We start from the raw sequence: 21,787 nt of genomic DNA on the forward strand, positions 1-21,787 counted from the left end.
GCGTGACGGTCGGCTATGCAAGCAGCATCAGCTCCCATGTGGGAATGGTGCGCTCCAATAACCAGGACTCCGGATACGCCGGCAACCGGCTGTTCCTCGTCGCCGACGGTATGGGCGGCCATGCGGGCGGCGATGTCGCCTCGGCGCTCGCAGCGAAGTCGATGGCCGAGCTCGAGAACCAACCGACGGGCGATCCCACGGAGAGCACCCTCGCGCTGAAGGCCGCACTGCTCGATACGAATCGCATGCTCCGTTCAACGGTGCAGGATCGGCCCGAACTGTCGGGCATGGGCACCACTTTCACGGGGTTCCTCACTGTTGGCGACAAGCTCGCCGTCGCCCACATCGGCGACTCGCGTCTGTACCGCTTGCGCAACGACAAGATGAAGCAGATCACGAAGGATCACACCTTCGTGCAGCGTCTCGTCGATAGCGGCCGGATCACCGAGGAGGAGGCGAAGACCCACCCACGGCGCTCCGTTCTGATGCGCGTGCTCGGCGACGTCGACTCTTCACCCGATATCGACACCGAGGTACTCGATACGAAGGTCGGCGACGTCTGGCTGCTCTGCTCCGACGGTCTCTGCGGCTACGTCGACGATTCAGATATCGAGAAGGTGCTGCGCAAGCGTTCGAGCTTGAAAGATGCGGTCGACCACCTCATCGACAAGAGCCTCGCGAACGGTGCGCCCGACAATGTCACGGCCGTGCTCGTCGAGACACTGCCCGAGCCCGTCGAAGACGAGCACCTCCTCGGCCCGCGCTTCGCCGGTTCGGCCGCCGCCGAGCTGCCGGACCACGAGCCCGTGAGCACGGCCCGCACCAAGCTGCTCGGCCGCCGCCGTCCGAGCCGGCGCGCACCGCAGATCGAAGAGAGCCACTTCGAGCCGCGCGTCGACGAGTACCTCGCCGAACTCATCGCCGAGACCCGCCGCCGCAACTGGCGTCGCCGCATGCTGTGGCTGCTCGGCGTGCTCGGCGTCGTCGTCGCCCTCGTGGGTACCGCGATCATCGGCTACCAGTGGACGCAGTCGCGCTACTTCGTCGGCACCGACGGCGAAACCGTCATCATCTACCGTGGCGTACAGCAAGACCTCGGATCGTTCCCTCTCCACTCCGTTGCGGAGGATACCGAGATTCCGATTACCGACCTCGACGGCAACGAACGTCGCCAGCTCGAGCGCACGCTCAGTGCGGGCTCCATCGAAGAGGCCCGCGACATCGTCCTCCGGTTGGGGGGCGACGAAGAATGAGCAACTCGAGCAACGAGCCGCGCAGCTTCGAGAAGACCCGCACGAGCGAGACGGTACTGCAGCGCATCACGGCGATCCGCGCCCCCCGTCTGCTTCGGAGCCTCGAGCTCGCACTGGTGCTGTTCTCGCTCGCGATCGGCGTGGGTGCCGTGTGCATCATCGACCTCACGATCTCAGGGTCGGTGCAGACCACGCTGCTCGCGCCCGGCGTGCTCTTCATCGCGGCGGTGCTGGCGCTGCACATCACGATCCGCCTGCGCGCGCAGGATGCGGATCCGCTGCTGCTGCCGATCGCGGTCATGCTGAACTCGCTCGGCATCGCGATGATCTACCGCATCGACCTGGCGACCGGGCTCTCCGGCTGGAGCGCTGACTCCGTACGTCAGCTGGTCTGGTCGGCGGTCGCCATCTTCGTCGCGATCGCGGTGATCTGGATCATCAAGAACCACCTGGTGCTGTTCCGGTACACCTACCTGCTCGGCCTCTCGGCCCTGCTGCTTCTGCTGCTCCCGATGCTTCCCGGCATCGGCGCCGAGATCAACGGCGCGCGGGTCTGGATCCGCCTCGGCAGCTTCTTCTCATTCCAACCCGGCGAGGTCGCGAAGATCCTGCTCGCGATCTTCTTCGCCGGCTACCTGGTGCGCAACCGTGACGCCCTCGCGATGGTCGGTAAGAAGATTCTCGGCATCCGCTTCCCGCGCGGCCGCGATCTCGGCCCGCTGCTGGTGTTCTGGCTCGTCGCGATGAGCGTGCTCGTGTTCCAGCGCGACCTCGGCACCTCGCTGCTCTACTTCGGCCTGTTCCTGTCGATGCTGTACCTGGCCACGGGGCGCATCGGCTGGATCATCCTCGGTGTCGGCCTGTTCCTCTTCGGCGGCATCCTCGCCAGCCAGACCCTGTCGTACGTCGAGGTGCGCTTCAACAACTGGCTCGACCCGTTCGCCGACCCGTATGGCGCGGGGCACCAGATGATCAACGGCCTCTTCGGCATGGCGAACGGCGGCATGACCGGTACCGGTCTCGGCCAGGGCTACCCCGAGCTGACGACGTTTGCGCAGAGCGACTACATCTTCGCGAGCCTGGGTGAAGAGCTGGGTCTCATCGGCGTGTTCACGGTGCTCGCCGCGTACCTCCTGCTGGTCGCGCGCGGGCTCCGGATCGGCTTCGCCGGCCAAGACGATTTCGGCAAGCTGCTCGCCGCCGGCCTCTCGTTCACCATCGCGCTGCAGGTGTTCATCGTGGTGGGCGGCATCACCCGCGTGATCCCCCTCACCGGACTCACGGCGCCGTTCCTCGCGGCCGGCGGATCCTCCCTCGTCTCAAACTGGATCATCATCGCCCTGCTGCTGCGCCTCTCGAACTCCGTCCGAAACCGGCCGAAGCTGGTGATCCGCGCATGAACAAGCCGCTCAGATTCCTCACCCGAACCGTGTTCGGCATGTTCGTCGTGCTGTTCTTCGCGGTCACGATGATCCAGTTCGTCTCAGCCGACGAACTGCGAAACAATGAGTACAACACCCGCACCCTGAAGAACAGTTACAAGGTCGAGCGCGGGTCGATCCTCGTCGACGGCGACCCGGTCGCCTACTCGACGCCGACGGGCGACAGCTTCCAGTTTCTGCGTCAGTACAGCGACGGACCCCTGTTCGCCCCGGTCACCGGCTACTTCTCGCACACCCAGGGCATCACCGGTGTCGAGGCCGCCATGAACCAAGACCTGTCGGGCTCAAGCGACGCGCAGTTCTTCAGCCGCATCATGAACACCATCACCGGCGTCGACCCGCAGGGCAGCTCCGTTGAGCTGAGCATTTCGCGGAAGGTGCAGGAGGCGGCGTACAACGGCCTCACCGAGGGCGGCTTCGAGGGCGCGGTCGTGGCGATCGAGCCTGGTACCGGTCGTATTCTCGCTCTCGCGTCGACCCCGACGTTCGACCCGAACGAGCTCTCCACCAACAACGATGCCGAGATCATCACGAACTATCGCGCGCTCGAAGACGATCCCGATCGCCCCCTCGCGAACCGGGCGATCGCCGGCTCCCTCTACCACCCAGGCTCCGTCTACAAGCTCGTGACGGTGTCGGCAGCCCTCGAGGCCGAAGAGGCCAAGTCGACCTCGAAGTTCGATAACCCCGCAGAGCTCAAGCTGCCGCAATCGAGCGCGGTCATGCGCAATGCCTCGCGTTCGACCTGCGGCCCCGGTGACGAGGTATCGCTCGACCGCGCACTCGCGCTGTCGTGCAACATTCCCTTCGCCGAACTCGCGATGAAGATGGACGAGAGCACGATCCCCGATATGGCCGCCGCCTACGGGTTCGGCCAGGAGCTCGAGATTCCGGTGCCCGTCACGCCCAGCGAGTCGCCGGTGCCCGAAGACGAGGCACAGGCTGCGATCGCGTCGATCGGTCAGCTCGATGTCATCGCGACGCCCCTGCAGATCGCCATGGTGTCGGCCGGCATCGCGAACGACGGCGAGGTGATGAAGCCGCAGCTGGTGGATCGTGTCATCACTCCAGATCTGCGCGTCGAGCGCGAATACGCCCCCGAGGTGTTCAGCAAGCCCATCTCGAAGGGCACCGCTCAGACCATCGGTGAGATGATGGAGCGAGGGGTCTCCTCATCCGACGGCGCAGCTGCCGGATCGGCGATTCCCGGAGTGCAGGTCGCCGGCAAAACCGGCACCGCGGAGAACGGCGAAGACGAGGCGGGCAATCCGTTGCCCTACAACCTCTGGTACACGGGATTCGCTCCCGCCGATGATCCGGAGGTGGCGGTGGCCGTGCTGATCGCCGATGGGGGCGGAGAAGCGTATGGGTTTGAGGGCAGCTCGTTCGAGCTTCCCACTGCGATCGGAAAACAAGTAATGGAAGCGGTGTTGAGCGAATGAGACCAACTGCAGGAGTCACATTCGGCGGACGCTACGAGCTGAGCTCGAGGATCGCCGTCGGTGGCATGGGAGAAGTGTGGAAGGCCAGCGATAGCATCATCGGCCGCACCGTCGCCATCAAGATTCTCAAAGACGAGTACATGGGCGATCCGGGCTTCCTCGAGCGGTTCCGCGCCGAGGCCCGTCACGCTGCACTCGTCAACCACGAGGGCATCGCCAACGTCTTCGATTACGGCGAGGAGCAGGGCTCTGCCTACATCGTGATGGAGCTCGTGCCCGGCGAGCCGCTCTCATCGATCATCGAACGCGAGGGGCGGCTGCCCTCCGATCGTGTACTCGGCATTGTCGCGCAAACCGCGACGTCCCTGCAGGCCGCTCACGACGCCGGGCTCGTGCATCGCGACATCAAGCCGGGAAATCTGCTGATCACCCCCGAAGGTCGCGTCAAGATCACCGATTTCGGCATCGCCCGGATCGCCGATCAGGTGCCACTGACCGCGACCGGCCAGGTCATGGGCACCGTGCAGTACCTCGCCCCCGAGCAGGCGAGCGGTCACACGGCGACCCCGGCGACCGACATCTACTCGCTCGGCATCGTCGCCTACGAGTGCCTCGCGGGTAAGCGTCCGTTCACCGGCGACTCGCAGGTCGCGATCGCGATGGCGCAGATCAACGACACGCCCCCGGATCTGCCGGACGACGTATCAGGCCCGGTGTCGAATCTCGTGCTCGCGTGCCTCGCGAAGGACGCCGACGGTCGGCCGCAGACCGCGGCCAAGCTCGCTCACGCCGCCGCGGCCCTGCACCGCGGTAACGTGCAGCAGGCGGCGAGCTACGTTCCGCAGATCCTCGGCGCGGGCGATGCCGCGACCACCGTGCTGCCGCAGACCGGGGGCGACGATGCCGCCACGACCGTCATGCCGCAGACGCAGGCGCTGCCCAGCACTGCGCAGCTCGATGCCGTCGACGGCGAAGAGGTCGAGGAAGGCGCCGAAGAGGGCAAGAAGAAGAGCCCCTGGCGCTGGCCGCTCATCACGCTGATCGTGCTGCTGCTGCTCATCGGCGCCGGTACCGTGTTCGCGCTGATCAACGGCAGCGGTACAGACTCGCCTGCGACGACGACGCCCACTCCCACGTCGGCCTCGCCGACGCCTTCCGAGGAACCGACGGAGGAACCCGCCACAACCGGTGTCGTCGACGCACAGCAGCTCATCGGCATGAATGTCGACGAGGCCGAAGGCTATCTGCAGGGTCTGGGCTTCACGAACATCAATCGCACCGAGGGCTCACCTTCGATAGCTGACGCCGGCCAGGTGATCGACGTCAATCCGACTGGTAGCCAGGTTCCTTTGAATGAGAGGATCGTACTCACCTATAACGGAGCAGTCGGAGATATTAGCGCTCCTCGGAATGCACCAACTGGACCGAGTCAAGTGAATTCTGCTGAGGCTTTTGACGTCGGCTTGTCGACTGCTCAGTGCCCGTCCGGACTCTTTGTGTCTACATATACGGTCTATGTCGATGGAAGCGCGTATCTCGACACCGAGTCACCAGGCGCTCACATCCAGAACACTCCGACTGTAGAAGCCGGACAGGAAAAGTCGATGAAGATCACGTACGGCTTCACCTGCAGTGACGGGTCCGGAACGAAGGAATCAGGTCAATCTGCCGCACTTACCGTCAAGGTCGTGGGGGCGGTATCAGACGATGACGAGGAATAGATAACGGTTGAGTCGCAGGGGTCTCTACAGAGCATGATCAGAGGTTCGTCCCCCCTAGACTAGAGACCGACTATGACCACGGAAGAGGTGACCATGCCGGAGACGCCGAGCGATGCGGAACAGCGCATCCTCGCCGGTCGCTACGCGATAGGCGAGTTCGTGGGTCAGGGGGGCATGGCAACCGTCTACCGGGGTACCGACACCAAGCTGGGTCGGCAAGTCGCCATCAAGATCATGAAGGCGAATCTTGCGGGCGATGACGAGTTCCGCGAGCGCTTTCGGCAAGAGGCGCAGTCCGCGTCTCGCATGGCGCACCCGACGGTGGTGCGCGTATTCGATGCCGGCGATGACCTGATCCAGACCGCCGACGGCCCGCAGCGGCTGCCCTTCATCGTGATGGAGTACGTCGAGGGCACGAACCTGCGACAGCTCGCGTCCGAGAACAAGCTTTCGCAGACCGAGGCGTGCCGCATCGTCGAGTCGGTGCTGACCGCGCTCGAGTACTCGCATCGGGCCGGCATCGTGCACCGCGACATCAAGCCGGCCAACATCATGATCACCACCACCGGCCAGGTGAAGGTCATGGACTTCGGCATCGCGCGAGCGGTCTCCGAGACGTCGTCGACGCTGCAGCAGACGACTGCGATCCTCGGCACCGCCGCATACTTCTCACCTGAGCAGGCGAAGGGCGACACGGTCGATACCCGCACCGATCTGTATTCTACCGGTGTACTGCTCTATGAACTGCTGACTGGTGACGTGCCCTTCCGTGGCGACACCGCAGTTGCGGTCGCCTACCAGCATGTCAGCGAGCGTCCGGCCCCGCCGAGCGAGCGCGACTCGAGCGTGGGCCCGGCACTCGATCGCGTGGTGCTGCACTCGATGGCGAAGGATCGCGCCCGCCGCTTCCAGACCGCCGCCGAATTCCGCGAAGCACTGCGGATGGCCGCCGACGGCACGATGCCGAAGCTCGCCACCCCGGCCGGTGACGACAACTTGCTCTTCTCCGGCGGAGAAGAGGTCTCGGACTCCGACCTCGCCTTGCGCCAGCTCTCTGAGAGCGGTGGCGGCGCACGGACGCAGAGCCGACCACCGGTGCTGTGGACCTGGGCCGCGATCCTGACCATCGGCGCGATCATCGCGGCAGTGATTTTCTGGCTCGTCACGCTGGTGCCGCGCGAGTACCAGCCCAGCACGATGCGTGAGATCCCGGATCTGGCAGGCATCGAAGCCGAAGCCGCCAAGGAGACCCTCGAAGACCTCGGCCTGATCCCGATCGAGGTCGAACACTCCGATGAAGATGTGGCTGCGGGCAGCGTCATCTCAACGGACCCGGAGGCCGGCGCACGCGTCACCGCGGGTGACACCGTGACCGTGACCGTCTCAATCGGCCCGGAGTCGGCGGAGATTCCGGATATCGCGCGAATGTCTGTCGAGGACTATACGAAGGAGATCGAGGGCCTCGGTCTCAAGGTCGGTGTGGTCAATCAGAAGGATGACCCCGTCGAACCGGAAGGTCGTGTGCTCGATGTCGATCCGAAGCCCGGAGAGCGCCTGGGCTCGGGAGAGTCGGTCACGCTGACCGTCTCGAGCGGCAAGGTATCCGTTCCCGACGTCACAGGGCAGTCGCTCGACGCCGCAATGGCGTTGTTGCAGCAGGTGAGTGTGGACCCGTTCGCGGTTCCCTCCGACGACTGCAAGCAGGAGTCTCCGATCACAATCATCAACCAGAGCGTGGTCGGGAAGCAGGATCAAGGCGTTCGCGTCGAGATTTCGTATTGCGCGGGCTAATCCAAAACGCACCGCGTTTTGGATCGCCCGCGGTGCCGCCCACGGCGGCAGCCCACAGAGCGAAGCGTGGGGTGGCGGGCTAACTCAGAACGCATCGCGTTTTGGATCGCCCGCGGTGCCGCCCACGGCGGCAGCCCACAGAGCGAAGCGTGGGGTGGCGGGCTAACCTACTCCACGATGAGCGGTGAGAGCGAGGCTGCGACCGCCGATGCATTCGGGAGTCCGACGACATCCAGCCAGTTGCCGAGCTGACGGTAGCCGCCTTCGGTGAGCACCGATTCCGGGTGGTACTGCACCCCGTAAATGGGGCGCTCGCGGTGGCGCAGGGCCATGACGATGCCCGATGCCGTCTCGGCGGTGACCACGAGTTCGTCGGGGATCGTGTCTCGCACCACAGCGAGCGAGTGGTAGCGGGTGGCGGTGAATTCGTCGGACACGCCCGCGAAAAAGGCATCGCCGTGATGCTGTACGCGCGAGGTCTTGCCGTGCATGAGCTCTTCCGCATGGGTAACGGTCGCGCCCAGGGCTTCAGCGATCGCCTGGTGGCCGAGGCACACACCGAGCAGGGGGATTCCCGTGCGCAGCGCGATGCCGACCATCGGCACCGAGACCCCCGCGTCAGTCGGAGTGCCCGGGCCGGGCGAGAGCAGCACGCCATCGACTTCGGTGACGAGCTGCTCGAGCTCACCGACACTGAGGTCATCGTTGCGTATGACCTGCGTCTCGGCGCCGAGCTGCCTGAGGTAGCCGTTCAGCGTGTAGACGAAGCTGTCGTAGTTGTCGATGACCAAGATCTGCGTCATGGTGAGATCGTCGCTTCCGGTTCGGGGAGCTGCAGTGCAACCCATGGGTAGACGTACACAATCACGACGTACACGAGCGCCGCGAGGGCCAGGAGTACGACGAACACTCTCAGCCAGGCCGGGCCCGGGAAGAAGCGCCAGATGAGGGAGATCATGTCTGATCGCCTCCCTTCCTGAGCTCGATCAGCTCTTCGGGCACACCGTCTGAGCGTGGCTGGAAGTCTTCAAGCACACCGTAGGCGATCGCGCGCTCGTCGGTGCCCCAGTTCTTGGGGTGGCAGGTGGTGAGGGTGAGGATCTGATCCTCACCCGGTTCGCCCTCCAGGTGCGGGAAGGGGTTCAGCACTTCACTCTGGTCGGGGGTGACGTACTCGATCGACCGGAAACGGTAGAGGTACCAGCCGTCGGGCGTCTCGGCGAACATCGGATCGCCGACCCGCAGGTTCATGACCTCGCGGAACGGTGCGATCACCGGACCGTTGCGGTGCGCCGCAACGGCGAAGTTGCCGCCGACCTCGCCGGGTGTCTGCGTCGCCGGGTAGTGTCCGCTGCCCATGTCGGGAGAGTTCAGCACGGTGTTCCAGTCAGTACCGTCGACTACCGGGGCGGCGAAGTCGAGCCCGAAGGCCGGAATGTGCAGGATCGCGCACGTTTCCTGACCTTCCGGGCACTCTGCCACTGGAACTCCGTCGGTGGACCCCTCACTCGTGTTGTCATCCCAGCCCGCGGAGATCTCGTTCGAGATCTCTTGCTGCTGGGCGGTGACCGTCACGCCCGTGTGCCACGGTTGCCACACGATGTAGCCGAATACGCCCAGCCCGCCGAGCAGCAGAATCTCGCCGATCACGGTGAGGGGGCTCAGGGGTGCGCGACGCTTCCGACGGCGGCGGTGCCGCGCACCGGCAGCCGGGGAAGAACTCATGGTCCCCATTGTATGGGGGCTCTCCGGTAGCGTCCTGGGCTTCAGGATAGAATCGTGCGCATGGCAGCAGCGAAAGACGTGAGCAAGCGTGGCGGCAAAGAGACCGAACTGAGCAAGGCCGAATTGGCGGCCGCGCGCAAGGAGGCACCGAACCCCGTCTGGTTCAAGCCCGTGATGTTCGGTTTCATGCTGCTCGGACTCATCTGGATCGTGCTCTACTACGTGACGAGCGCGACCTTGAAGCTCCCGATTCCGCAGATCGATCAGGCGAACATCTTCGTCGGCTTCGGCCTCGTGCTCGTGGGCTTCCTGATGACACCCTGGTGGAAGTGACGACAGAGTTGCCGCTCGGCTCAGTATCCCGCACAGTTCCGGCCCGATCCGAAACAATCACAGCGGTGTAATTCCTCCCCAGGCGGGGATAACCCTGTGGATAACTCGGTTTCTGCACCGATGTGAGGGCTCGGCATGATGCCGGGCCCTCACATCGTCGCCTGCACCGCCGGCATCACCACGAAGTACGCGAACGACAGACCGATGAGCGCCGCGGCGACGATGAGCATTCCCACGCCACGGAGTACCCGTTTGCGCGGACCCCGGGTGCTGAGCAGCACCCACATCGTGATCGCGCCGAAGATCATCCCGCCCAGGTGCGCCTGCCACGAGATCGCGGCTCCCGGCAGAAAGCCGATTCCGAAGTTGATGGCGAGCAGCACCGCGAGCGACGTCGCGTTGATGCGTGCGGCTCGGAACGCGACCAGAGTTGCCGCCAGTACGCCGAAGATGGCTCCCGACGCGCCTACGGTCGGCACGTTCTCGGTCATCGGATCCGCATAGACCCAGAGCATCACGCCGACTGCGCCGCCCACGCCCGAGAACAGATACAGGAGCGCGTACTGCAGCCGGCCGAGCATGCGCTCGAGGTTCGGCCCGAACAAGAAGAGCGCGTACAGGTTGAACAGGATGTGGAACAGGAAGCCGGTCGAGTGCGTGAACATGACCGTGACCATGCGCCACGGCTCGAATCCCACGTTCGAGTACGTGCCGTCGGGCAACGAGTAGAACGGTACATACCAGAGCAGCCGGGTGACTTCATCGCCTCCGAAGTGGCGGCTGATGAGCTGCAGCACGAACACGACCGCGCACAGCCCCATGATCGCGTAGGTGACAACCGGCTTATCGTGGTCGCCGAGGCGCCGCGCGGCCACCTTCGCAGAGCGGGAAGCTCGCTTTGCGGTGCTCGGCTGCGTTTCACGAACGCAGTCCGGGCACAGCACACCGACCGCCGACTGGATCTGGCAATCGGTGCAGATGGTCCGCCCGCAGCGCTGGCACAGCGTAAAGCTGTGCGTGCGCGGGTGGCGATAGCAGACGTCTTCGGCCCCGTAGTCGGCCCGTTCGCCGAACTCGGGCCTCGATCCGTTCGCCACCACGCGACCTAGGCCGCGGCGATATCGACGCCGGACATGACGACATCTTCGACCGGACGGTCTGCGGCGCCGGTCTGCACAGCAGAGATCGCGTCGACAACGGCCTTCGAGTCGTCATCGGCGACCTCACCGAAGATCGTGTGGTTCCCGTTGAGCCAGTCGGGCGCAGTGGTCGTGATGAAGAACTGCGAGCCGTTGGTACCGGCGAGACGGCCGGTGAGGTCGGGGCGCTTGCCGGCGTTCGCCATCGCCAACTGGTAGGGCTTGTCGAACACGAGCTCCGGGTGAATCTCATCGTCGAAGGTGTAGCCGGGGCCGCCGGTACCAGTGCCCGTGGGGTCGCCGCCCTGGATCATGAAGTTCGGGATGATGCGGTGGAAGATGACCCCGTCGTAGAAGCCCTTCTCGGCAAGATCGACGAAGTTCTTCACCGTCTTCGGCGCATGGTCGCCGAAGAGGTTGATCACGATATCGCCGTGGTTGGTGTGAATGGTCGCAACGGAAGTGTGAATCGTCATGCTGCGATTCTAGTTGGACCGCACCAGAAGGAGCGGTGACCTCCATCCATGAGGGCTGAGAATCCCGGGAGACCGCCCAGACTGTCGGGTCTCTTCGGTGTAGCGTGGAGGTAAGCGGCCCGCGAGGGCAACCCGCACTGACGCAACGGAGGACTCATGGCACTCTCACGCAAGCACCGACGCGAACAGCGCCGTCTGCGCAAAAACGCCCAGGAACTTCTCGATGAGCAGCGCTTCGTTCTCGGCCACGCGGGCGATGTGCTGCACGAGGCCACGAGCCACGCGAAGAGCCTCGGCAACACCTACGTCGCCCCCCGCGTCGAGAACGCCGCGAACCAGGTGCGTCCCTACGTCGAGCGCGGTGTCGGATCGGCCCGTCGCGCCGCCGACCGCGTCCGTCTGCTGACGACCCCGCTGGTCGCCTCAGCGCTGGCGAGCACCATCAGCACGCTCGATCGTCTCGACAACCCCGATGCGGCCAAGCAGGTCCGCCGTTTCGGCGAGCGCCAGGGGCTCATCAAGTCCAAGAAGAAGCGCGCCGGCGGCATCATCGCGATCGGCCTCGGTGTCGCTGCCGCGGCGGGTATCGGCTACGCGATCTGGCAGGCATTCCGCGCCGACGATGAGCTCTGGGTAGCCCCCGAGAACTAACTCGCATGTGCGCACGCACTGGCGCTGGAGCGCCCTCTGGCGTCAGTGCGTGCTGCCGTCTCTAGCGCTGGCGGTTCGGAGACCGCCGGCCGATCCCGGCCATGCGCATGCCGGTCTGCACCAGTGAGAGGGTGCGCAACGAGCGGATGTCTTTGATCTGCACCCAGCGCGCTTCGTCGGAAGAGCCATCGATCTCGTGCCGCAGCGGGCCGTCTTTGACCGTCGCTCGGTAGACGATTCGAATCGTATGCAGTTCGGGATCCGTGCCTTCAGGCACCTCTTCCCGCACCATGACCCGCGAATCGACCCCGAGCAACTTGCCGACACGCGCGTCCAGGCCCGTCTCCTCGAACACCTCGCGTACGACGGCGTCACGGGGATCCTCACCACTCTCAAGGCCACCCCCGGGCAGCGTCCACCCATGCATGCGACCCCGTCGCCAGTGAGTGAGGAGCAGCTTTCCCCGCCGCTCCACCACCGCGTAGGCGGCCACTCGCAAATCCATGCATCGAGCCTATCCTGCTCGGCTGTGCTCAATCTTCAGCCGTGCTCGATCCTCGGCAGGCGCAACCTCAGTCGATCGTGCCGCCGCGCTTCCCACCCCGTCGCTGCCCCACGGCCCATCCCGTGACCCATCGTCCGAGCCTTGCGTAAGCCTCGTCACGCGCATCATGCCGCGAGAGGAACACATCATGCAGGGCACCGTCGATCCTCTCGACCGTCACCGAGTACCCGAGACGTAGCGCGGCACGGGCGACCTCATCCACGTCGAGTACGGTGTCGGCGCGCGTGAGATGCTCGCTCCACCGTGCGGGCAACTCGCTGCGAGTCGACAGCAGCACGCAGACCGGCACCGTGATCCCGAGCCCCGCGGAAACCCGCGCGTGCCCGCGCAGCACCGCCCGCAACCAGCCGGCCGAGATCGCATGAGCACGCTCAGGTCGCCAACGCAGATCGATCTCGAGGGGATCATTCGCGTCTTCGACCTCGCGCTGCGCTCGACTGTAATACCCGAAGTCGAGTTGCGGCGAAGCCTCCTTCGCCTGGAAGCGCGCACGCAGGTCGACGAGAGGCGCCAGCATCTGACGCCCCATACCGGTGAGCTGGAACTCCAACCACGGGCTGTTGAGCACCAGCGCATGAGCCCTTCCGGGGTGCCGGCCCATCCAGAGACTGAGCACGAGACCACCGGTCGAATGCCCCGCGAGAATCAGCCGGCGGCGAGGCTGGCTCTGTTGCTGTCGTTGGTCCGGTTTCGACTGTTGCTCTTGTTCTTGACCCGATGGCTGATCTATTCCGTGACCCATGCGCTCGAGCGCAGCCTCAAGATCGGCATCGTAGTCATCGAGATTCTCGATATAGCCGGGAGTCTGGCCTTCGCGCAGACTGCGCCCGTACTTTCGCAGATCGAGTGCGTAGAAGTTCGCTCCCCGCACCGACCAGAAGCGGGCGAAGCGACGTTGGAAGAAGTAGTCCGACCAACCATGCACATAGAGCACATCAACACCGGCGAGCTCACGGCGGTCAGGAAGTATGCGCTGCCACCACGGCCGCGGGTCAGCCACGTGCCGGACGAGCGTTGCGACGACTCGACCCTCATCATCCTCGCCAAGGTCGAGATCCGTGCACTCGAAGCCTGGACCCAGGATGTCCTGGCGCCACTCCGTCATGGGGCCAGTCTAGGCTGCGGCCTGAGAGTTCGAACGGGTCAGGGGGCGTACCCGCATCTCGGGTTGCGCGCTCATCGCCGGAAACTCGCCCCGGTGACCACCACGTTGCTCAGCACGACGAGCCCGAGCCCGGCCCACTCGACCGGATTCAAGAACTCGTGCAGCAGAAGCATGCCCGCGATCGCGGCCCAGACGGGGTGCAGGCTCGCCAGGGTGCTGAACAATCCCGGCGACAATCGTTTGAGCGCCAGCACATCGACCGCGAACGGCACGATCGACGACATCACGCCGCAGATCGCGGCGAGAGCGATCGCCCAGATCGTCGGCGGGTGCAGCACGAACCACACGACACCGATGGGCAGCCAGACCGCCACCGAGACGATGCTGGCCGCCGCCGCACCCTGCACACCGCGCAGCTTCCTCCCGACCTGCCGGTTCAGGAGGATGTACGAGATCCACCCCACTGCGGCGAGCAGTGCCGCTCCGATGCCCAGCAGATCACTGCTCGGACCCGGCTGCACGAGCATGATCACGCCGACCGCAGCGGCGAGCACGCACAGGACGTCGAGACGGCGACGTGAGAATGCGACCGCGAGCACCAGTGGACCCAAGAACTCGATGGTGATCGCGAGGCCGAGGCCGATCCGCTCGATCGCGAAGTAGAGCGTCACGCTCATCAACCCGAAACAGGCGGCGAGGCCGAGCACCGGACCCCACTCGTGTCGGGTCATCCGGCGAAGATTCGGGCGGGCGAACAGAGTGAAGAAGATCGCTGCAACCACCTGGCGCACCGCGACCACACCGACCGGGCCGAGCACCGGGAAGGCGAGGGCGCCGAGGCCGGCGCCGAACTGGGCGCTCATCGAACTGCCGACGGCCATGCCGATGCCGATGGGGTCCGTTCCTCGCGGCGCAGCACCCGCACCCGGCGGAATCGACGCATTGCCGCGACCGCCCGACCCTCCGGATGCGCCGACGACGGGGAGCGGCCCCGTGTTCAACATCTCTGTCACAGCTCAACACTAGAGGTGGAACGGGCACGCCGGTAGCCATCCGGCGCGTAAGTCTCATCAGCGCTCAGTGAGCTCCTGCGCCAGGCCGATGAGGATGCCCTCGGGCCCGCGGATGTAGCACAGACGGTACGCATCTTCGTAGCGCACCACCTCGCTGCTGACGAGCTCTGCACCGTGCTCGAGGGCTGCCTCGAGCACCGTATCGATGTCGTCGACGGAGAACATCACTCTGAGATACCCCAACGCGTTGACCGGCGCACGACGGTGATCGGCCACCACCTGCGGATCGATGAAGCGCGAGAGCTCGATCCTGCCCTGTCCGTCAGGAGTCCGCATCATGGCCACCTCGACGCGCTGATCACCCAGCCCTGTAACCTTCCCGGCCCACTCGCCCTCGACCATGGCCTGCCCCTCGAGCTCGAGGCCGAGCACACGGAAGAACTCAATCGCCGGCGCGAGATCTTCGACGACAATGCCGACATTGTCCATTCTGAGGGTCATGCCGCGATCCTACGCCCCGGGCCTGCATCGCGGTGCCGCAGTACGCTTCTGCACCGCAGTGCTGCACCGCAGTACGCTGGAAACAGGCAAGTCCACTACGGCGTGAGGACTGACGACATGACTGATTCGGTGCTCCTTCGGGATGCGACCGCGTGGCGAGCGTGGTTGGACGCGAACGAGCACGACGCCGACGGTGTGTGGCTGCTGCTCGCGAAGAAGGGCACCGTATCCCCCACATCACTCACATACGCTCAGGCGCTCGAGGAGGCCCTGTGCAGCGGGTGGATCGACGGGCAGAAGCGTGCTCACAACGCGGCGATGTTCATCCAGCGATTCACGCCGCGGCGTTCGAAGTCGATCTGGTCGCAACGCAATGTCGGGATCGTCGAGCGCCTGCTCGAACAGGGCCGTATACGGCCCCGCGGCCTCGCCGAGATCGAACTCGCACAGGCCGATGGTCGCTGGGCACGCGCCTATGCCGGATCGGCAACGGCGGAGCCTCCAGAGGACCTGATCGCTGCCCTCTCGCATGACCCTGCGGCCAGACAACGCTTTGAGGCGCTGACGGTGAGCGAACGCTATCCACTGCTGTTGAAGCTCATGACTGCAAGACCCGAGCAAAGGAGTGTCCGCATCCTCCAGATCGTGCAGCGCCTCAGCGCGTGATCCACGAATCTCCCAAAGCCCGAGTATCACGAGCTATTCCAGGAGTGCCCAAACCGCTCGTCCGCCGGCTTCTTGCGCCGTGATGCTTGTACCGGAGCAAACCCTCCGCCGGAGGCAGCCGCGAATCTGCAAATTGAGCTTGCGGTTGACGTAACGTAAAGACTTACGGTCGTGGTAACAGCAGAGAGGGAGCGAGCGATGGAGTGGTCGATCCAGGAGGTCGCGAAGTTCACCGGCACGACGAGTCGGACGCTTCGCCACTATGGGGACATCGGTTTGTTGGAACCGTCGCGCGTGGGTCACGGTGGCCTGCGTTACTACGACAGCGACGCCTTGTCGAAGCTCCAAAGGATCTTGCTGTTGCGTGGGCTGGGCCTCGGCCTGCCCGCCATTACTGAGGTGCTTTCTCAGCAGACCGACACTGCGTCGGCGCTCGGGAAGCATATCGAATGGCTGGAGCGGGAGAAGGATCGGATCGATCGCCAGATCGCATCCGTCCAGCGCACATTGACCAGTATCGAACACGGAGGAGAAATCACCATGGAAGCCATGCTCGACGGCTTTGACCACACCCAGTACGAGGACGAAGTCCGGCAACGCTGGGGCGACAACGACTGGAAGGACAGCAACAACTGGTGGAGCGGTCTGTCCAAGAAGGAACAGCAGGAATTCACTCAGCGCTCTGCTGATGTGAACGGCACTCTACGCCGAATCGCCGAATCGGATCTGGCCCCTGGCAGCACGGAGTTTCAGCAGGCTGTCGCCGACCACTACGCATGGCTGGAGAGCCAGCCGATCGCGACCTACGGTCGTGAACGCTATCTGGGTCTCGCAGACATGTACGTCGCCGACAACCGGTTCGCTGCCACCTACGGCGGAACCGAATGCGCCGAGCGCATCCGGGAAGCGATCGGCATCTGGGTGGATCAGAATCTCTGATCAACACGCTCCCCGGAAATGGAAATACCAGCCCTCGGCGGTAAAGCCGCCCTGCTTCTTGTCATAGGTGCAGTTCTGGCTGATCTTTGTCCACGATGAGACGTACTGAGCCTTCTTGGCGTTACAGGCACTCTTCGTCAGGAAAGGACCCACGTTGTGATTGGGGCCGGCAGCTTGAACCGCGCTCGCCCATCCGAACGTTGCACCTCGAACCAGAACGCGGGACTTGTGATCGGGAGAACACGTCATGGGACAATGTGGGTAGCGAGAAGGGACGCCATACCGGCGCACGAAGCTCCTTGGAGGCACGACCAGTCTCATCGCAGCGCGGCGATCCCCGACGGGACGGGAGGCGACATGGGTCAGCTCATTCCGCCCCGCGTGGATTCTCCTGATCATTCATGGATCTGGGCGAACGCGCTCGCGTCGAAGCCGCCCACCCTCGATCGCCCGCGCGAGGTGCCCTTGCCGGAGTCGATCGCGGAGGTCTCCCGGTGGGCGGGCAGTGAAGATTCGCGCCGGGTCGAGCTCGTCTACGCGCCAGTGTTCTGGGTGTTCCTGCCCCTTGCGGCTATCGGTTTTCTGATCTTCCAGACGGTCGCTGATCCGACGGGTTCGGGCTGGAGTATCACCATCAACGGTGAGAACCGCGATACCTGGCCTGGCTGGGTGCCACCGCTTGCATGGGTCGGCGTGAGTGTCTGGCTGCTCGTCGCGGTCGGGGTGCTGCTGTTTCGGTTGAGTCTCCTGCGTGATCTACACGCTGAGAACGAGTGGATCTTCGCGCACGGAGTCGCGCACTCGATCCATCGCGCGTCAGCGGACTACGACGACGGAGAGGCGCGCTGGGCGACATACATCGCCCTCGATCACCGCCTCGATGAAGAGCAGGCCTCACGAATCCATGCCGCGTTCGAGGCATGGCTCGCCCGTGAGGATCTACCGCCCTCGGGGTCGAAGCCCATCTCGTCACAGGCACTGTTCGGTGCGCAGGCGGCTGGTGGCTACTTCATCCTCCGCCTTCCGGTCTCCGCCATCGCGGGCACGACTGCGGAGCAGCAGTGGATGCTCATCACCGAGCCGCGCGAGAACGCTGACAGCAGTGGCGGGGTGATCATCACTCCGGTACCGGTACCGAAGAAGCTGGAGAGGATCCGCCGCAAGCTCCTCCGGAGGGCCGAGAGGAGGGCGCCATGACGTGGGTTCCCTGGGCGGTCGCCGTCGTCGGACTACTGTTCGTGGTCGGCATGCCGATGCTCATCTGGCGGGCGACGCGGAACCGGGATCGTCCGATCCCGCTGATCGACCGGAGCCGGGCCTACCCTGCCAGGGTGGTCGACACCTATGACACCAGCGCCTCGGAGACGGCCGAGACGAACGTGAGGGTGGAGTACCTCGACTCGGCGGGCGCGACGAGGCTGACGTATCTCGCTGACGTGATCGACGATTCCTGGCTCGACCGTTTCACCCCCGGGAGCATCTGGCAGATCTACCCCTATTCCCCGGAAAGCACCCGCGTCGTGCTCACCGAAGCGCACGACGAAGTGTGGCGTTGCGGTTGGAACCTCGACGGCGTGTACATCGGCGGCCAGTCAGGGCCCGTCGATGTCGGGCCGGGCTCCCCGTTCCCGTATCGGCCAAGGGGGTATGCATCGTGAGTACGAAGGATCGGAAGGACCCGCTACTCGAACGGGTCGCGGACAAACTGCTCGTCGGTTCGGGGCCGCGGGAACCGTTCCTCATCCGGCACGACTGGGCGATTCCGGCCATCGTGTTCGCCGGATGCGGCGTATTCACCGCCATTGTTCTGGTCGCGAGTTTCCAGGGCTGGGGGCCGGTGCTCATGTGGTTCCTCATCGGGGTCGGCGCGCTCTGCCTCGTGCTGATGATCCCGACGTTCGTGCGAATGGTCCGGGAGACGCGTGGCCCCTTGCCCGCGCTCGACCGCACTCCGCGGACGGCACGGGTGACCCTGCGCGCCGACGACGCCGACGGCGGGCAGACCATCCTCCTCGAATACCGGGACGCGGACAGGGGTGCGCACGATGCGCAGCTCGCAGACGTGATCCACGAGTCCTGGGAGTATCGCTTCGCCCCCGGCACGAGGTGGCAGGTGTATGCGTTCCGTGATCCGGAGCTGGCCGATTCGGTCGTGTTCCTCACCGAGGCGCACGACGAGGTGTGGCGCAGCGGGTGGAAACTCGACGGGGTCCGCATCGGCGGCGAGGGCGGACCTGTCAAGCCCGGGCCAGGGTCCCCCTTCCTGCGTGAGGGATCGAAATGGGAGTTTACGTCATGAGGCAGGACGTCGAGAGGTGGATGGAGGCGGCGCGCACGCCCGAGACGCGGGCGCGGATACGTCGGTGGGCGATTCTCAGTCGCGTGTTGTTCGTGGTGATGGGCGCCAGTGCTATCGGGTTCATCGCAACGCTGGCGGTGTCCATCGTCCTGGCGCTGTTCGGGAGCGCTCCGCCGTGGTGGGGTCCGGTCATCGCGCTCGGCGTCCTGCTAGTCGCGCTCGTCGCGTGGTTCCTTGCGTTGTCGCTGTGTGAGGCTGCCGGATACCTCGACGGTGAGGAGGCGGTGGGAATCATCACCGAGGTCACCGCTGATGACAGCATGGGTCCGGAGTCGAACCCCGCCTACGACATGATGATCATCGCGGAGCTCGCGGGCGGTGAGCAGATCCGACGTGCCGCGCGCGAGTCCCCGCGCGAGGCGCCGCGTCCCGGGCAGCGCGTCCGCTTCCGTCACAACACCCACGATCCGAGGGATCTCGACGACATTCTATTCCTGGGCTTCATCGATGACACGGGTCAGCGGCCAAGCAAGGGGCAACCATGACCGGCCAGCAGACAGCGAAACGGTCGCTGCTCCGACGCATCGGTCGGACCCTGGTCAATGAGTTCGCTGCGCCGCCGAAGCCGCGCCCGACCCCGAGCGACAAGGACTTCGCCGAGGGCCGAGAAGCCATCGGGATTATTCGCTCTGCGGTGCCGAACGACTCTCCCGAAGGCGGGCAGCTGGACGACGATCTCATCATCGCCGTCCACACGAGCGACAACGACCAGCCCCTGACATTGCCTCGGACGTTCATGTGCCCGCTGCCTGGTGCCGGTGCGGGCCAGGGACTCATCGGACAGCAGGTCGCCGTGCGGCACACCACCGTCGACCCCGACTACGACAACGACATCCTCGTGACACGATGGCCGACGCACGTCGCAGAAGCCCTCAAACCCATCCGCTACGAAGGTCCGGGAGCGTTCCGCGCCCGCATCTGGGCCATTCTCTCCGGCTACTTCTTCGTCATCGGCACCGCCGGGGTCATGCTCACCCCGATCCTGCTGTGCAACCTGATCTTCGGCGCTCTCACCGAGACCAACATGCTCGCCGACATCCTTCCCGGCCTCCACCCGGCCATCGCCGTCGCCGTCAGCATCGGAGTGATCCCGTCAGGCATTTTCCTCGGCTGCGTCTGCCTCACACGCCGCGACAGGCTGCGTGAGGGCATGACGGTGAAAGGACAATGATGACCAGCACTGCTCCCGAAGAACCCGCGACGCAGCTCGACACTGTTCGTCGAATGGAGGATTCGGCGATGAAGGATCGCGCGCTCCGCCTCGGGCTCATCATGGTACTGGCTCTGCTGGGCCTCACCGGTTGCGGCGTCTTCGCAGACCAGGTGACCGACTGCGACACCAGCACGAAGCCGGTCGCCTGCCAACCTGACGAGCGCTTCGATCTGGCCGGGACCAGCATCCTGGTCGACGAACTCGAAACCATCACCGAGGCCGGAGACAACGGCCAGGACGAGGCTCGCGTCGAGGCGGCCATCACCCTCGAGGGCAAGCCATCCCGGGCTCTGCGCGCACAACTGCACATCGCAGATCCGCTGGCCGAGGAGGATCTCGTCATCGAACCCGACCGAGCACTTGTGCAGGCGGGCGAGCGCACCTTCTCCTGGGATTTCAGCGGTCACGGCTTCGCGCACCGCATCCAGTTCGATCGATTCACTCCGCATGTGTTCCTCATCTTCAGCGACGGCGAGAACGAGGTCGTGGTCGATGTCATTCGGGTCGAGTCTACCGAGGACGCGCCGTGAGCGCGCTCCCGGTACCCACTGACGGCTGGCCGCACCTGCTGCGCATGGCCGGTTCGGTCACGGCCGGATGGGCGATCGCGGCATTCACGATAGTTGCGTTCCTGCTCCCCGGAGTCGACCCGCAATGCCAATCGGCGAACGAGACCACGGTGTGCCCGCAGCATCCCGACCCGGCTCTCACGCACCTGTTCGACGCCTATTGGCCTCAGATACCCGTGGGGTGGCCTGCCGGAATCATGGTCGTCTCGATGCTGTTCGCGATCGGTGTCGCCGTGTTCATCGACTCCGCCGACCCGTGGTCGAGCACCGGCGGCGCGCCGCAGTTCACGGGCCTACTCGCCGGCATTCTGGGGTGCGGGGTGGGACTGTTCGTCGCGGGTCCCGGATTCACCCGCCCGCTGATCGCGCTGGCCGTCACCGCCCTCGGCGCACTGCTCATCCTGCTCGCTCTGCTGTGCATGCGCGGGTTCCGCGGTGCCCTGCGGCGACGCTATGCCGTCCATCTGCGCCGCCAGGAACTCAGGCAGCATGGCACCCGCACGGTCGCGACCATCACCGAACTGGTGTGGGAGCGTCGGTACCTCAACGACGATCCGGTGTTTACGGTGGCCGCACGCCTCGGCGACGCGCCGGGGGCACGCATCGTCTCCGACGAGCTGTGCGTTCCGTCCGAGCAGGCTCCCGTCGTTGGCGGCACCGTCGTGGTGATCCACGACAAGCACACCGATCATCCGACCGACGTCACCGCCCTGATCGAGGCCGACCCTGCAGGACTGCGAGACCCCAATGCGCTGGAGAAGTACCCGCCAGCACCTGAAGACTCACCGAGCTGACCGTCGAAGCGGTTCAGAGCAGACCGGTGATAATCCCGAGCGCAATGAGGGCCACTGCACCACCCAGGCGCAGGATCCAGATCGGCCTGC

At 65.0% G+C, this 21,787-nt stretch carries 25 protein-coding genes; 16 read left to right on the forward strand and 9 right to left on the reverse strand.

What is annotated here, in order from left to right:
- The first annotated feature begins 2 nt into the window (after positions 1 to 2).
- From ACUYV6_RS00585 to pknB, 5 genes are all read left to right on the forward strand, one after another.
- Positions 3 to 1,253, forward strand: a complete 1,251-nt coding sequence (locus ACUYV6_RS00585) for a Stp1/IreP family PP2C-type Ser/Thr phosphatase (RefSeq protein WP_449276706.1) — start codon at positions 3 to 5, stop codon at positions 1,251 to 1,253.
- Complete coding sequence (locus ACUYV6_RS00590; RefSeq protein WP_449276707.1) at positions 1,250 to 2,653, forward strand: FtsW/RodA/SpoVE family cell cycle protein; 1,404 nt, start codon at positions 1,250 to 1,252, stop codon at positions 2,651 to 2,653. Before ACUYV6_RS00585 ends, ACUYV6_RS00590 begins: the two co-directional genes overlap by 4 nt.
- A complete protein-coding gene (locus ACUYV6_RS00595; RefSeq protein WP_449276708.1) occupies positions 2,650 to 4,137 on the forward strand; it encodes a peptidoglycan D,D-transpeptidase FtsI family protein in 1,488 nt (495 codons plus the stop codon). Before ACUYV6_RS00590 ends, ACUYV6_RS00595 begins: the two co-directional genes overlap by 4 nt.
- Positions 4,134 to 5,858 (forward strand): protein kinase domain-containing protein, encoded by a 1,725-nt coding sequence (locus tag ACUYV6_RS00600; protein ID WP_449276709.1) that lies wholly within the window; start codon positions 4,134 to 4,136, stop codon positions 5,856 to 5,858. The genes ACUYV6_RS00595 and ACUYV6_RS00600 overlap by 4 nt, the downstream gene beginning before the upstream one ends.
- 72 nt (positions 5,859 to 5,930) lie before the next feature.
- Positions 5,931 to 7,649, forward strand: coding sequence for a Stk1 family PASTA domain-containing Ser/Thr kinase (gene pknB, locus ACUYV6_RS00605; RefSeq protein ID WP_449276710.1), 1,719 nt, complete (start codon positions 5,931 to 5,933; stop codon positions 7,647 to 7,649).
- 167 nt (positions 7,650 to 7,816) lie between these two features.
- Here the strand turns inward: pknB and ACUYV6_RS00610 are convergent, their stop codons facing one another.
- Genes ACUYV6_RS00610 through ACUYV6_RS00620 form a run of 3 tightly spaced genes read right to left on the reverse strand, consistent with a single transcriptional unit; the run spans position 7,817 to position 9,374 of the window.
- A complete protein-coding gene (locus ACUYV6_RS00610; RefSeq protein ID WP_449276711.1) occupies positions 7,817 to 8,452 on the reverse strand; it encodes an anthranilate synthase component II in 636 nt (211 codons plus the stop codon).
- Positions 8,449 to 8,607 carry a hypothetical protein gene (locus tag ACUYV6_RS00615; protein ID WP_449276712.1) on the reverse strand — a complete coding sequence of 53 codons (159 nt, stop codon included), beginning with the start codon at positions 8,605 to 8,607 and terminating at the stop codon, positions 8,449 to 8,451. The genes ACUYV6_RS00610 and ACUYV6_RS00615 overlap by 4 nt, the downstream gene beginning before the upstream one ends.
- A complete protein-coding gene (locus ACUYV6_RS00620) occupies positions 8,604 to 9,374 on the reverse strand; it encodes a class E sortase (RefSeq protein ID WP_449276713.1) in 771 nt (256 codons plus the stop codon). Before ACUYV6_RS00620 ends, ACUYV6_RS00615 begins: the two co-directional genes overlap by 4 nt.
- A gap of 60 nt (positions 9,375 to 9,434) precedes the next feature.
- Here ACUYV6_RS00620 and ACUYV6_RS00625 point away from each other — a divergent pair, with 60 nt between their 5' ends.
- Positions 9,435 to 9,707, forward strand: a complete 273-nt coding sequence (locus ACUYV6_RS00625) for a cell division protein CrgA (RefSeq protein ID WP_449276714.1) — start codon at positions 9,435 to 9,437, stop codon at positions 9,705 to 9,707.
- A 149-nt stretch (positions 9,708 to 9,856) separates the two neighbouring features.
- Here the strand turns inward: ACUYV6_RS00625 and ACUYV6_RS00630 are convergent, their stop codons facing one another.
- Both ACUYV6_RS00630 and ACUYV6_RS00635 read right to left on the reverse strand, forming a co-directional pair.
- On the reverse strand, positions 9,857 to 10,804 hold the full coding sequence (locus tag ACUYV6_RS00630) for a rhomboid family intramembrane serine protease (protein WP_449276715.1): 948 nt from the start codon (positions 10,802 to 10,804) through the stop codon (positions 9,857 to 9,859).
- Positions 10,805 to 10,812: 8 nt separating this feature from the next.
- Positions 10,813 to 11,322 (reverse strand): peptidylprolyl isomerase, encoded by a 510-nt coding sequence (locus ACUYV6_RS00635; RefSeq protein ID WP_449276716.1) that lies wholly within the window; start codon positions 11,320 to 11,322, stop codon positions 10,813 to 10,815.
- Positions 11,323 to 11,478: 156 nt separating this feature from the next.
- Here ACUYV6_RS00635 and ACUYV6_RS00640 point away from each other — a divergent pair, with 156 nt between their 5' ends.
- Entirely contained in the window at positions 11,479 to 11,973 is a 495-nt protein-coding gene (locus ACUYV6_RS00640) for a DNA/RNA helicase (protein ID WP_449276717.1), read from the forward strand.
- 61 nt (positions 11,974 to 12,034) lie between these two features.
- Here the strand turns inward: ACUYV6_RS00640 and ACUYV6_RS00645 are convergent, their stop codons facing one another.
- From ACUYV6_RS00645 to ACUYV6_RS00660, 4 genes are all read right to left on the reverse strand, one after another.
- Complete coding sequence (locus tag ACUYV6_RS00645) at positions 12,035 to 12,478, reverse strand: NUDIX hydrolase (protein WP_449276718.1); 444 nt, start codon at positions 12,476 to 12,478, stop codon at positions 12,035 to 12,037.
- Between the two features lie 67 nt (positions 12,479 to 12,545).
- A complete protein-coding gene (locus tag ACUYV6_RS00650) occupies positions 12,546 to 13,643 on the reverse strand; it encodes an alpha/beta hydrolase (protein ID WP_449276719.1) in 1,098 nt (365 codons plus the stop codon).
- 71 nt (positions 13,644 to 13,714) lie between these two features.
- Positions 13,715 to 14,647 carry an EamA family transporter gene (locus ACUYV6_RS00655; protein ID WP_449277135.1) on the reverse strand — a complete coding sequence of 311 codons (933 nt, stop codon included), beginning with the start codon at positions 14,645 to 14,647 and terminating at the stop codon, positions 13,715 to 13,717.
- Between the two features lie 66 nt (positions 14,648 to 14,713).
- On the reverse strand, positions 14,714 to 15,157 hold the full coding sequence (locus ACUYV6_RS00660) for a VOC family protein (protein ID WP_449276720.1): 444 nt from the start codon (positions 15,155 to 15,157) through the stop codon (positions 14,714 to 14,716).
- Between the two features lie 117 nt (positions 15,158 to 15,274).
- On the opposite strand from ACUYV6_RS00660, the gene ACUYV6_RS00665 reads away from it, so the two are divergent.
- The 9 genes from ACUYV6_RS00665 (at position 15,275) to ACUYV6_RS00705 (ending at position 21,697) form a co-directional block, all read left to right on the forward strand.
- The gene (locus tag ACUYV6_RS00665; protein ID WP_449276721.1) at positions 15,275 to 15,823 is read left to right on the forward strand and encodes a YdeI/OmpD-associated family protein; all 549 of its coding nucleotides are present in this window, start codon (positions 15,275 to 15,277) and stop codon (positions 15,821 to 15,823) included.
- Positions 15,824 to 16,021: 198 nt separating this feature from the next.
- Positions 16,022 to 16,762, forward strand: a complete 741-nt coding sequence (locus ACUYV6_RS00670) for a MerR family transcriptional regulator (RefSeq protein WP_449276722.1) — start codon at positions 16,022 to 16,024, stop codon at positions 16,760 to 16,762.
- 357 nt (positions 16,763 to 17,119) lie between these two features.
- The gene (locus tag ACUYV6_RS00675; protein WP_449276723.1) at positions 17,120 to 17,959 is read left to right on the forward strand and encodes a hypothetical protein; all 840 of its coding nucleotides are present in this window, start codon (positions 17,120 to 17,122) and stop codon (positions 17,957 to 17,959) included.
- Positions 17,956 to 18,420, forward strand: a complete 465-nt coding sequence (locus tag ACUYV6_RS00680) for a hypothetical protein (protein WP_449276724.1) — start codon at positions 17,956 to 17,958, stop codon at positions 18,418 to 18,420. The genes ACUYV6_RS00675 and ACUYV6_RS00680 overlap by 4 nt, the downstream gene beginning before the upstream one ends.
- Positions 18,417 to 19,061: a hypothetical protein gene (locus ACUYV6_RS00685; protein ID WP_449276725.1), complete on the forward strand. Its 645-nt coding sequence runs from the start codon at positions 18,417 to 18,419 to the stop codon at positions 19,059 to 19,061. Before ACUYV6_RS00680 ends, ACUYV6_RS00685 begins: the two co-directional genes overlap by 4 nt.
- On the forward strand, positions 19,058 to 19,606 hold the full coding sequence (locus ACUYV6_RS00690) for a hypothetical protein (RefSeq protein ID WP_449276726.1): 549 nt from the start codon (positions 19,058 to 19,060) through the stop codon (positions 19,604 to 19,606). Before ACUYV6_RS00685 ends, ACUYV6_RS00690 begins: the two co-directional genes overlap by 4 nt.
- Entirely contained in the window at positions 19,603 to 20,292 is a 690-nt protein-coding gene (locus tag ACUYV6_RS00695) for a hypothetical protein (RefSeq protein WP_449276727.1), read from the forward strand. The genes ACUYV6_RS00690 and ACUYV6_RS00695 overlap by 4 nt, the downstream gene beginning before the upstream one ends.
- Entirely contained in the window at positions 20,292 to 20,864 is a 573-nt protein-coding gene (locus ACUYV6_RS00700; protein WP_449276728.1) for a hypothetical protein, read from the forward strand. The genes ACUYV6_RS00695 and ACUYV6_RS00700 overlap by 1 nt, the downstream gene beginning before the upstream one ends.
- Positions 20,861 to 21,697 (forward strand): hypothetical protein, encoded by an 837-nt coding sequence (locus ACUYV6_RS00705; protein ID WP_449276729.1) that lies wholly within the window; start codon positions 20,861 to 20,863, stop codon positions 21,695 to 21,697. Before ACUYV6_RS00700 ends, ACUYV6_RS00705 begins: the two co-directional genes overlap by 4 nt.
- The last annotated feature ends 90 nt before the right edge of the window (positions 21,698 to 21,787 follow it).

The organism is Leucobacter sp. GX24907, from assembly GCF_053567335.1.

What these genes read in the sequence shown, in the direction of transcription:
- ACUYV6_RS00690 (WP_449276726.1), top strand. Translation starts at nt 19,058, where the DNA reads ATGAGGCAGGACGTCGAGAGGTGGATGGAGGCGGCGCGCACGCCCGAG.
- ACUYV6_RS00670 (WP_449276722.1), top strand. Translation starts at nt 16,022, where the DNA reads ATGGAGTGGTCGATCCAGGAGGTCGCGAAGTTCACCGGCACGACGAGT.
- ACUYV6_RS00695 (WP_449276727.1), top strand. Translation starts at nt 19,603, where the DNA reads ATGACCGGCCAGCAGACAGCGAAACGGTCGCTGCTCCGACGCATCGGT.
- ACUYV6_RS00590 (WP_449276707.1), top strand. Translation starts at nt 1,250, where the DNA reads ATGAGCAACTCGAGCAACGAGCCGCGCAGCTTCGAGAAGACCCGCACG.
- ACUYV6_RS00595 (WP_449276708.1), top strand. Translation starts at nt 2,650, where the DNA reads ATGAACAAGCCGCTCAGATTCCTCACCCGAACCGTGTTCGGCATGTTC.
- ACUYV6_RS00680 (WP_449276724.1), top strand. Translation starts at nt 17,956, where the DNA reads ATGACGTGGGTTCCCTGGGCGGTCGCCGTCGTCGGACTACTGTTCGTG.
- ACUYV6_RS00610 (WP_449276711.1), bottom strand. Translation starts at nt 8,452, where the DNA reads ATGACGCAGATCTTGGTCATCGACAACTACGACAGCTTCGTCTACACG.
- ACUYV6_RS00650 (WP_449276719.1), bottom strand. Translation starts at nt 13,643, where the DNA reads ATGACGGAGTGGCGCCAGGACATCCTGGGTCCAGGCTTCGAGTGCACG.
- ACUYV6_RS00600 (WP_449276709.1), top strand. Translation starts at nt 4,134, where the DNA reads ATGAGACCAACTGCAGGAGTCACATTCGGCGGACGCTACGAGCTGAGC.
- pknB (WP_449276710.1), top strand. Translation starts at nt 5,931, where the DNA reads ATGACCACGGAAGAGGTGACCATGCCGGAGACGCCGAGCGATGCGGAA.
- ACUYV6_RS00660 (WP_449276720.1), bottom strand. Translation starts at nt 15,157, where the DNA reads ATGACCCTCAGAATGGACAATGTCGGCATTGTCGTCGAAGATCTCGCG.
- ACUYV6_RS00645 (WP_449276718.1), bottom strand. Translation starts at nt 12,478, where the DNA reads ATGGATTTGCGAGTGGCCGCCTACGCGGTGGTGGAGCGGCGGGGAAAG.
- ACUYV6_RS00635 (WP_449276716.1), bottom strand. Translation starts at nt 11,322, where the DNA reads ATGACGATTCACACTTCCGTTGCGACCATTCACACCAACCACGGCGAT.
- ACUYV6_RS00700 (WP_449276728.1), top strand. Translation starts at nt 20,292, where the DNA reads ATGACCAGCACTGCTCCCGAAGAACCCGCGACGCAGCTCGACACTGTT.
- ACUYV6_RS00655 (WP_449277135.1), bottom strand. Translation starts at nt 14,647, where the DNA reads ATGTTGAACACGGGGCCGCTCCCCGTCGTCGGCGCATCCGGAGGGTCG.
- ACUYV6_RS00640 (WP_449276717.1), top strand. Translation starts at nt 11,479, where the DNA reads ATGGCACTCTCACGCAAGCACCGACGCGAACAGCGCCGTCTGCGCAAA.
- ACUYV6_RS00675 (WP_449276723.1), top strand. Translation starts at nt 17,120, where the DNA reads ATGGGTCAGCTCATTCCGCCCCGCGTGGATTCTCCTGATCATTCATGG.
- ACUYV6_RS00625 (WP_449276714.1), top strand. Translation starts at nt 9,435, where the DNA reads ATGGCAGCAGCGAAAGACGTGAGCAAGCGTGGCGGCAAAGAGACCGAA.
- ACUYV6_RS00615 (WP_449276712.1), bottom strand. Translation starts at nt 8,607, where the DNA reads ATGATCTCCCTCATCTGGCGCTTCTTCCCGGGCCCGGCCTGGCTGAGA.
- ACUYV6_RS00665 (WP_449276721.1), top strand. Translation starts at nt 15,275, where the DNA reads ATGACTGATTCGGTGCTCCTTCGGGATGCGACCGCGTGGCGAGCGTGG.
- ACUYV6_RS00620 (WP_449276713.1), bottom strand. Translation starts at nt 9,374, where the DNA reads ATGAGTTCTTCCCCGGCTGCCGGTGCGCGGCACCGCCGCCGTCGGAAG.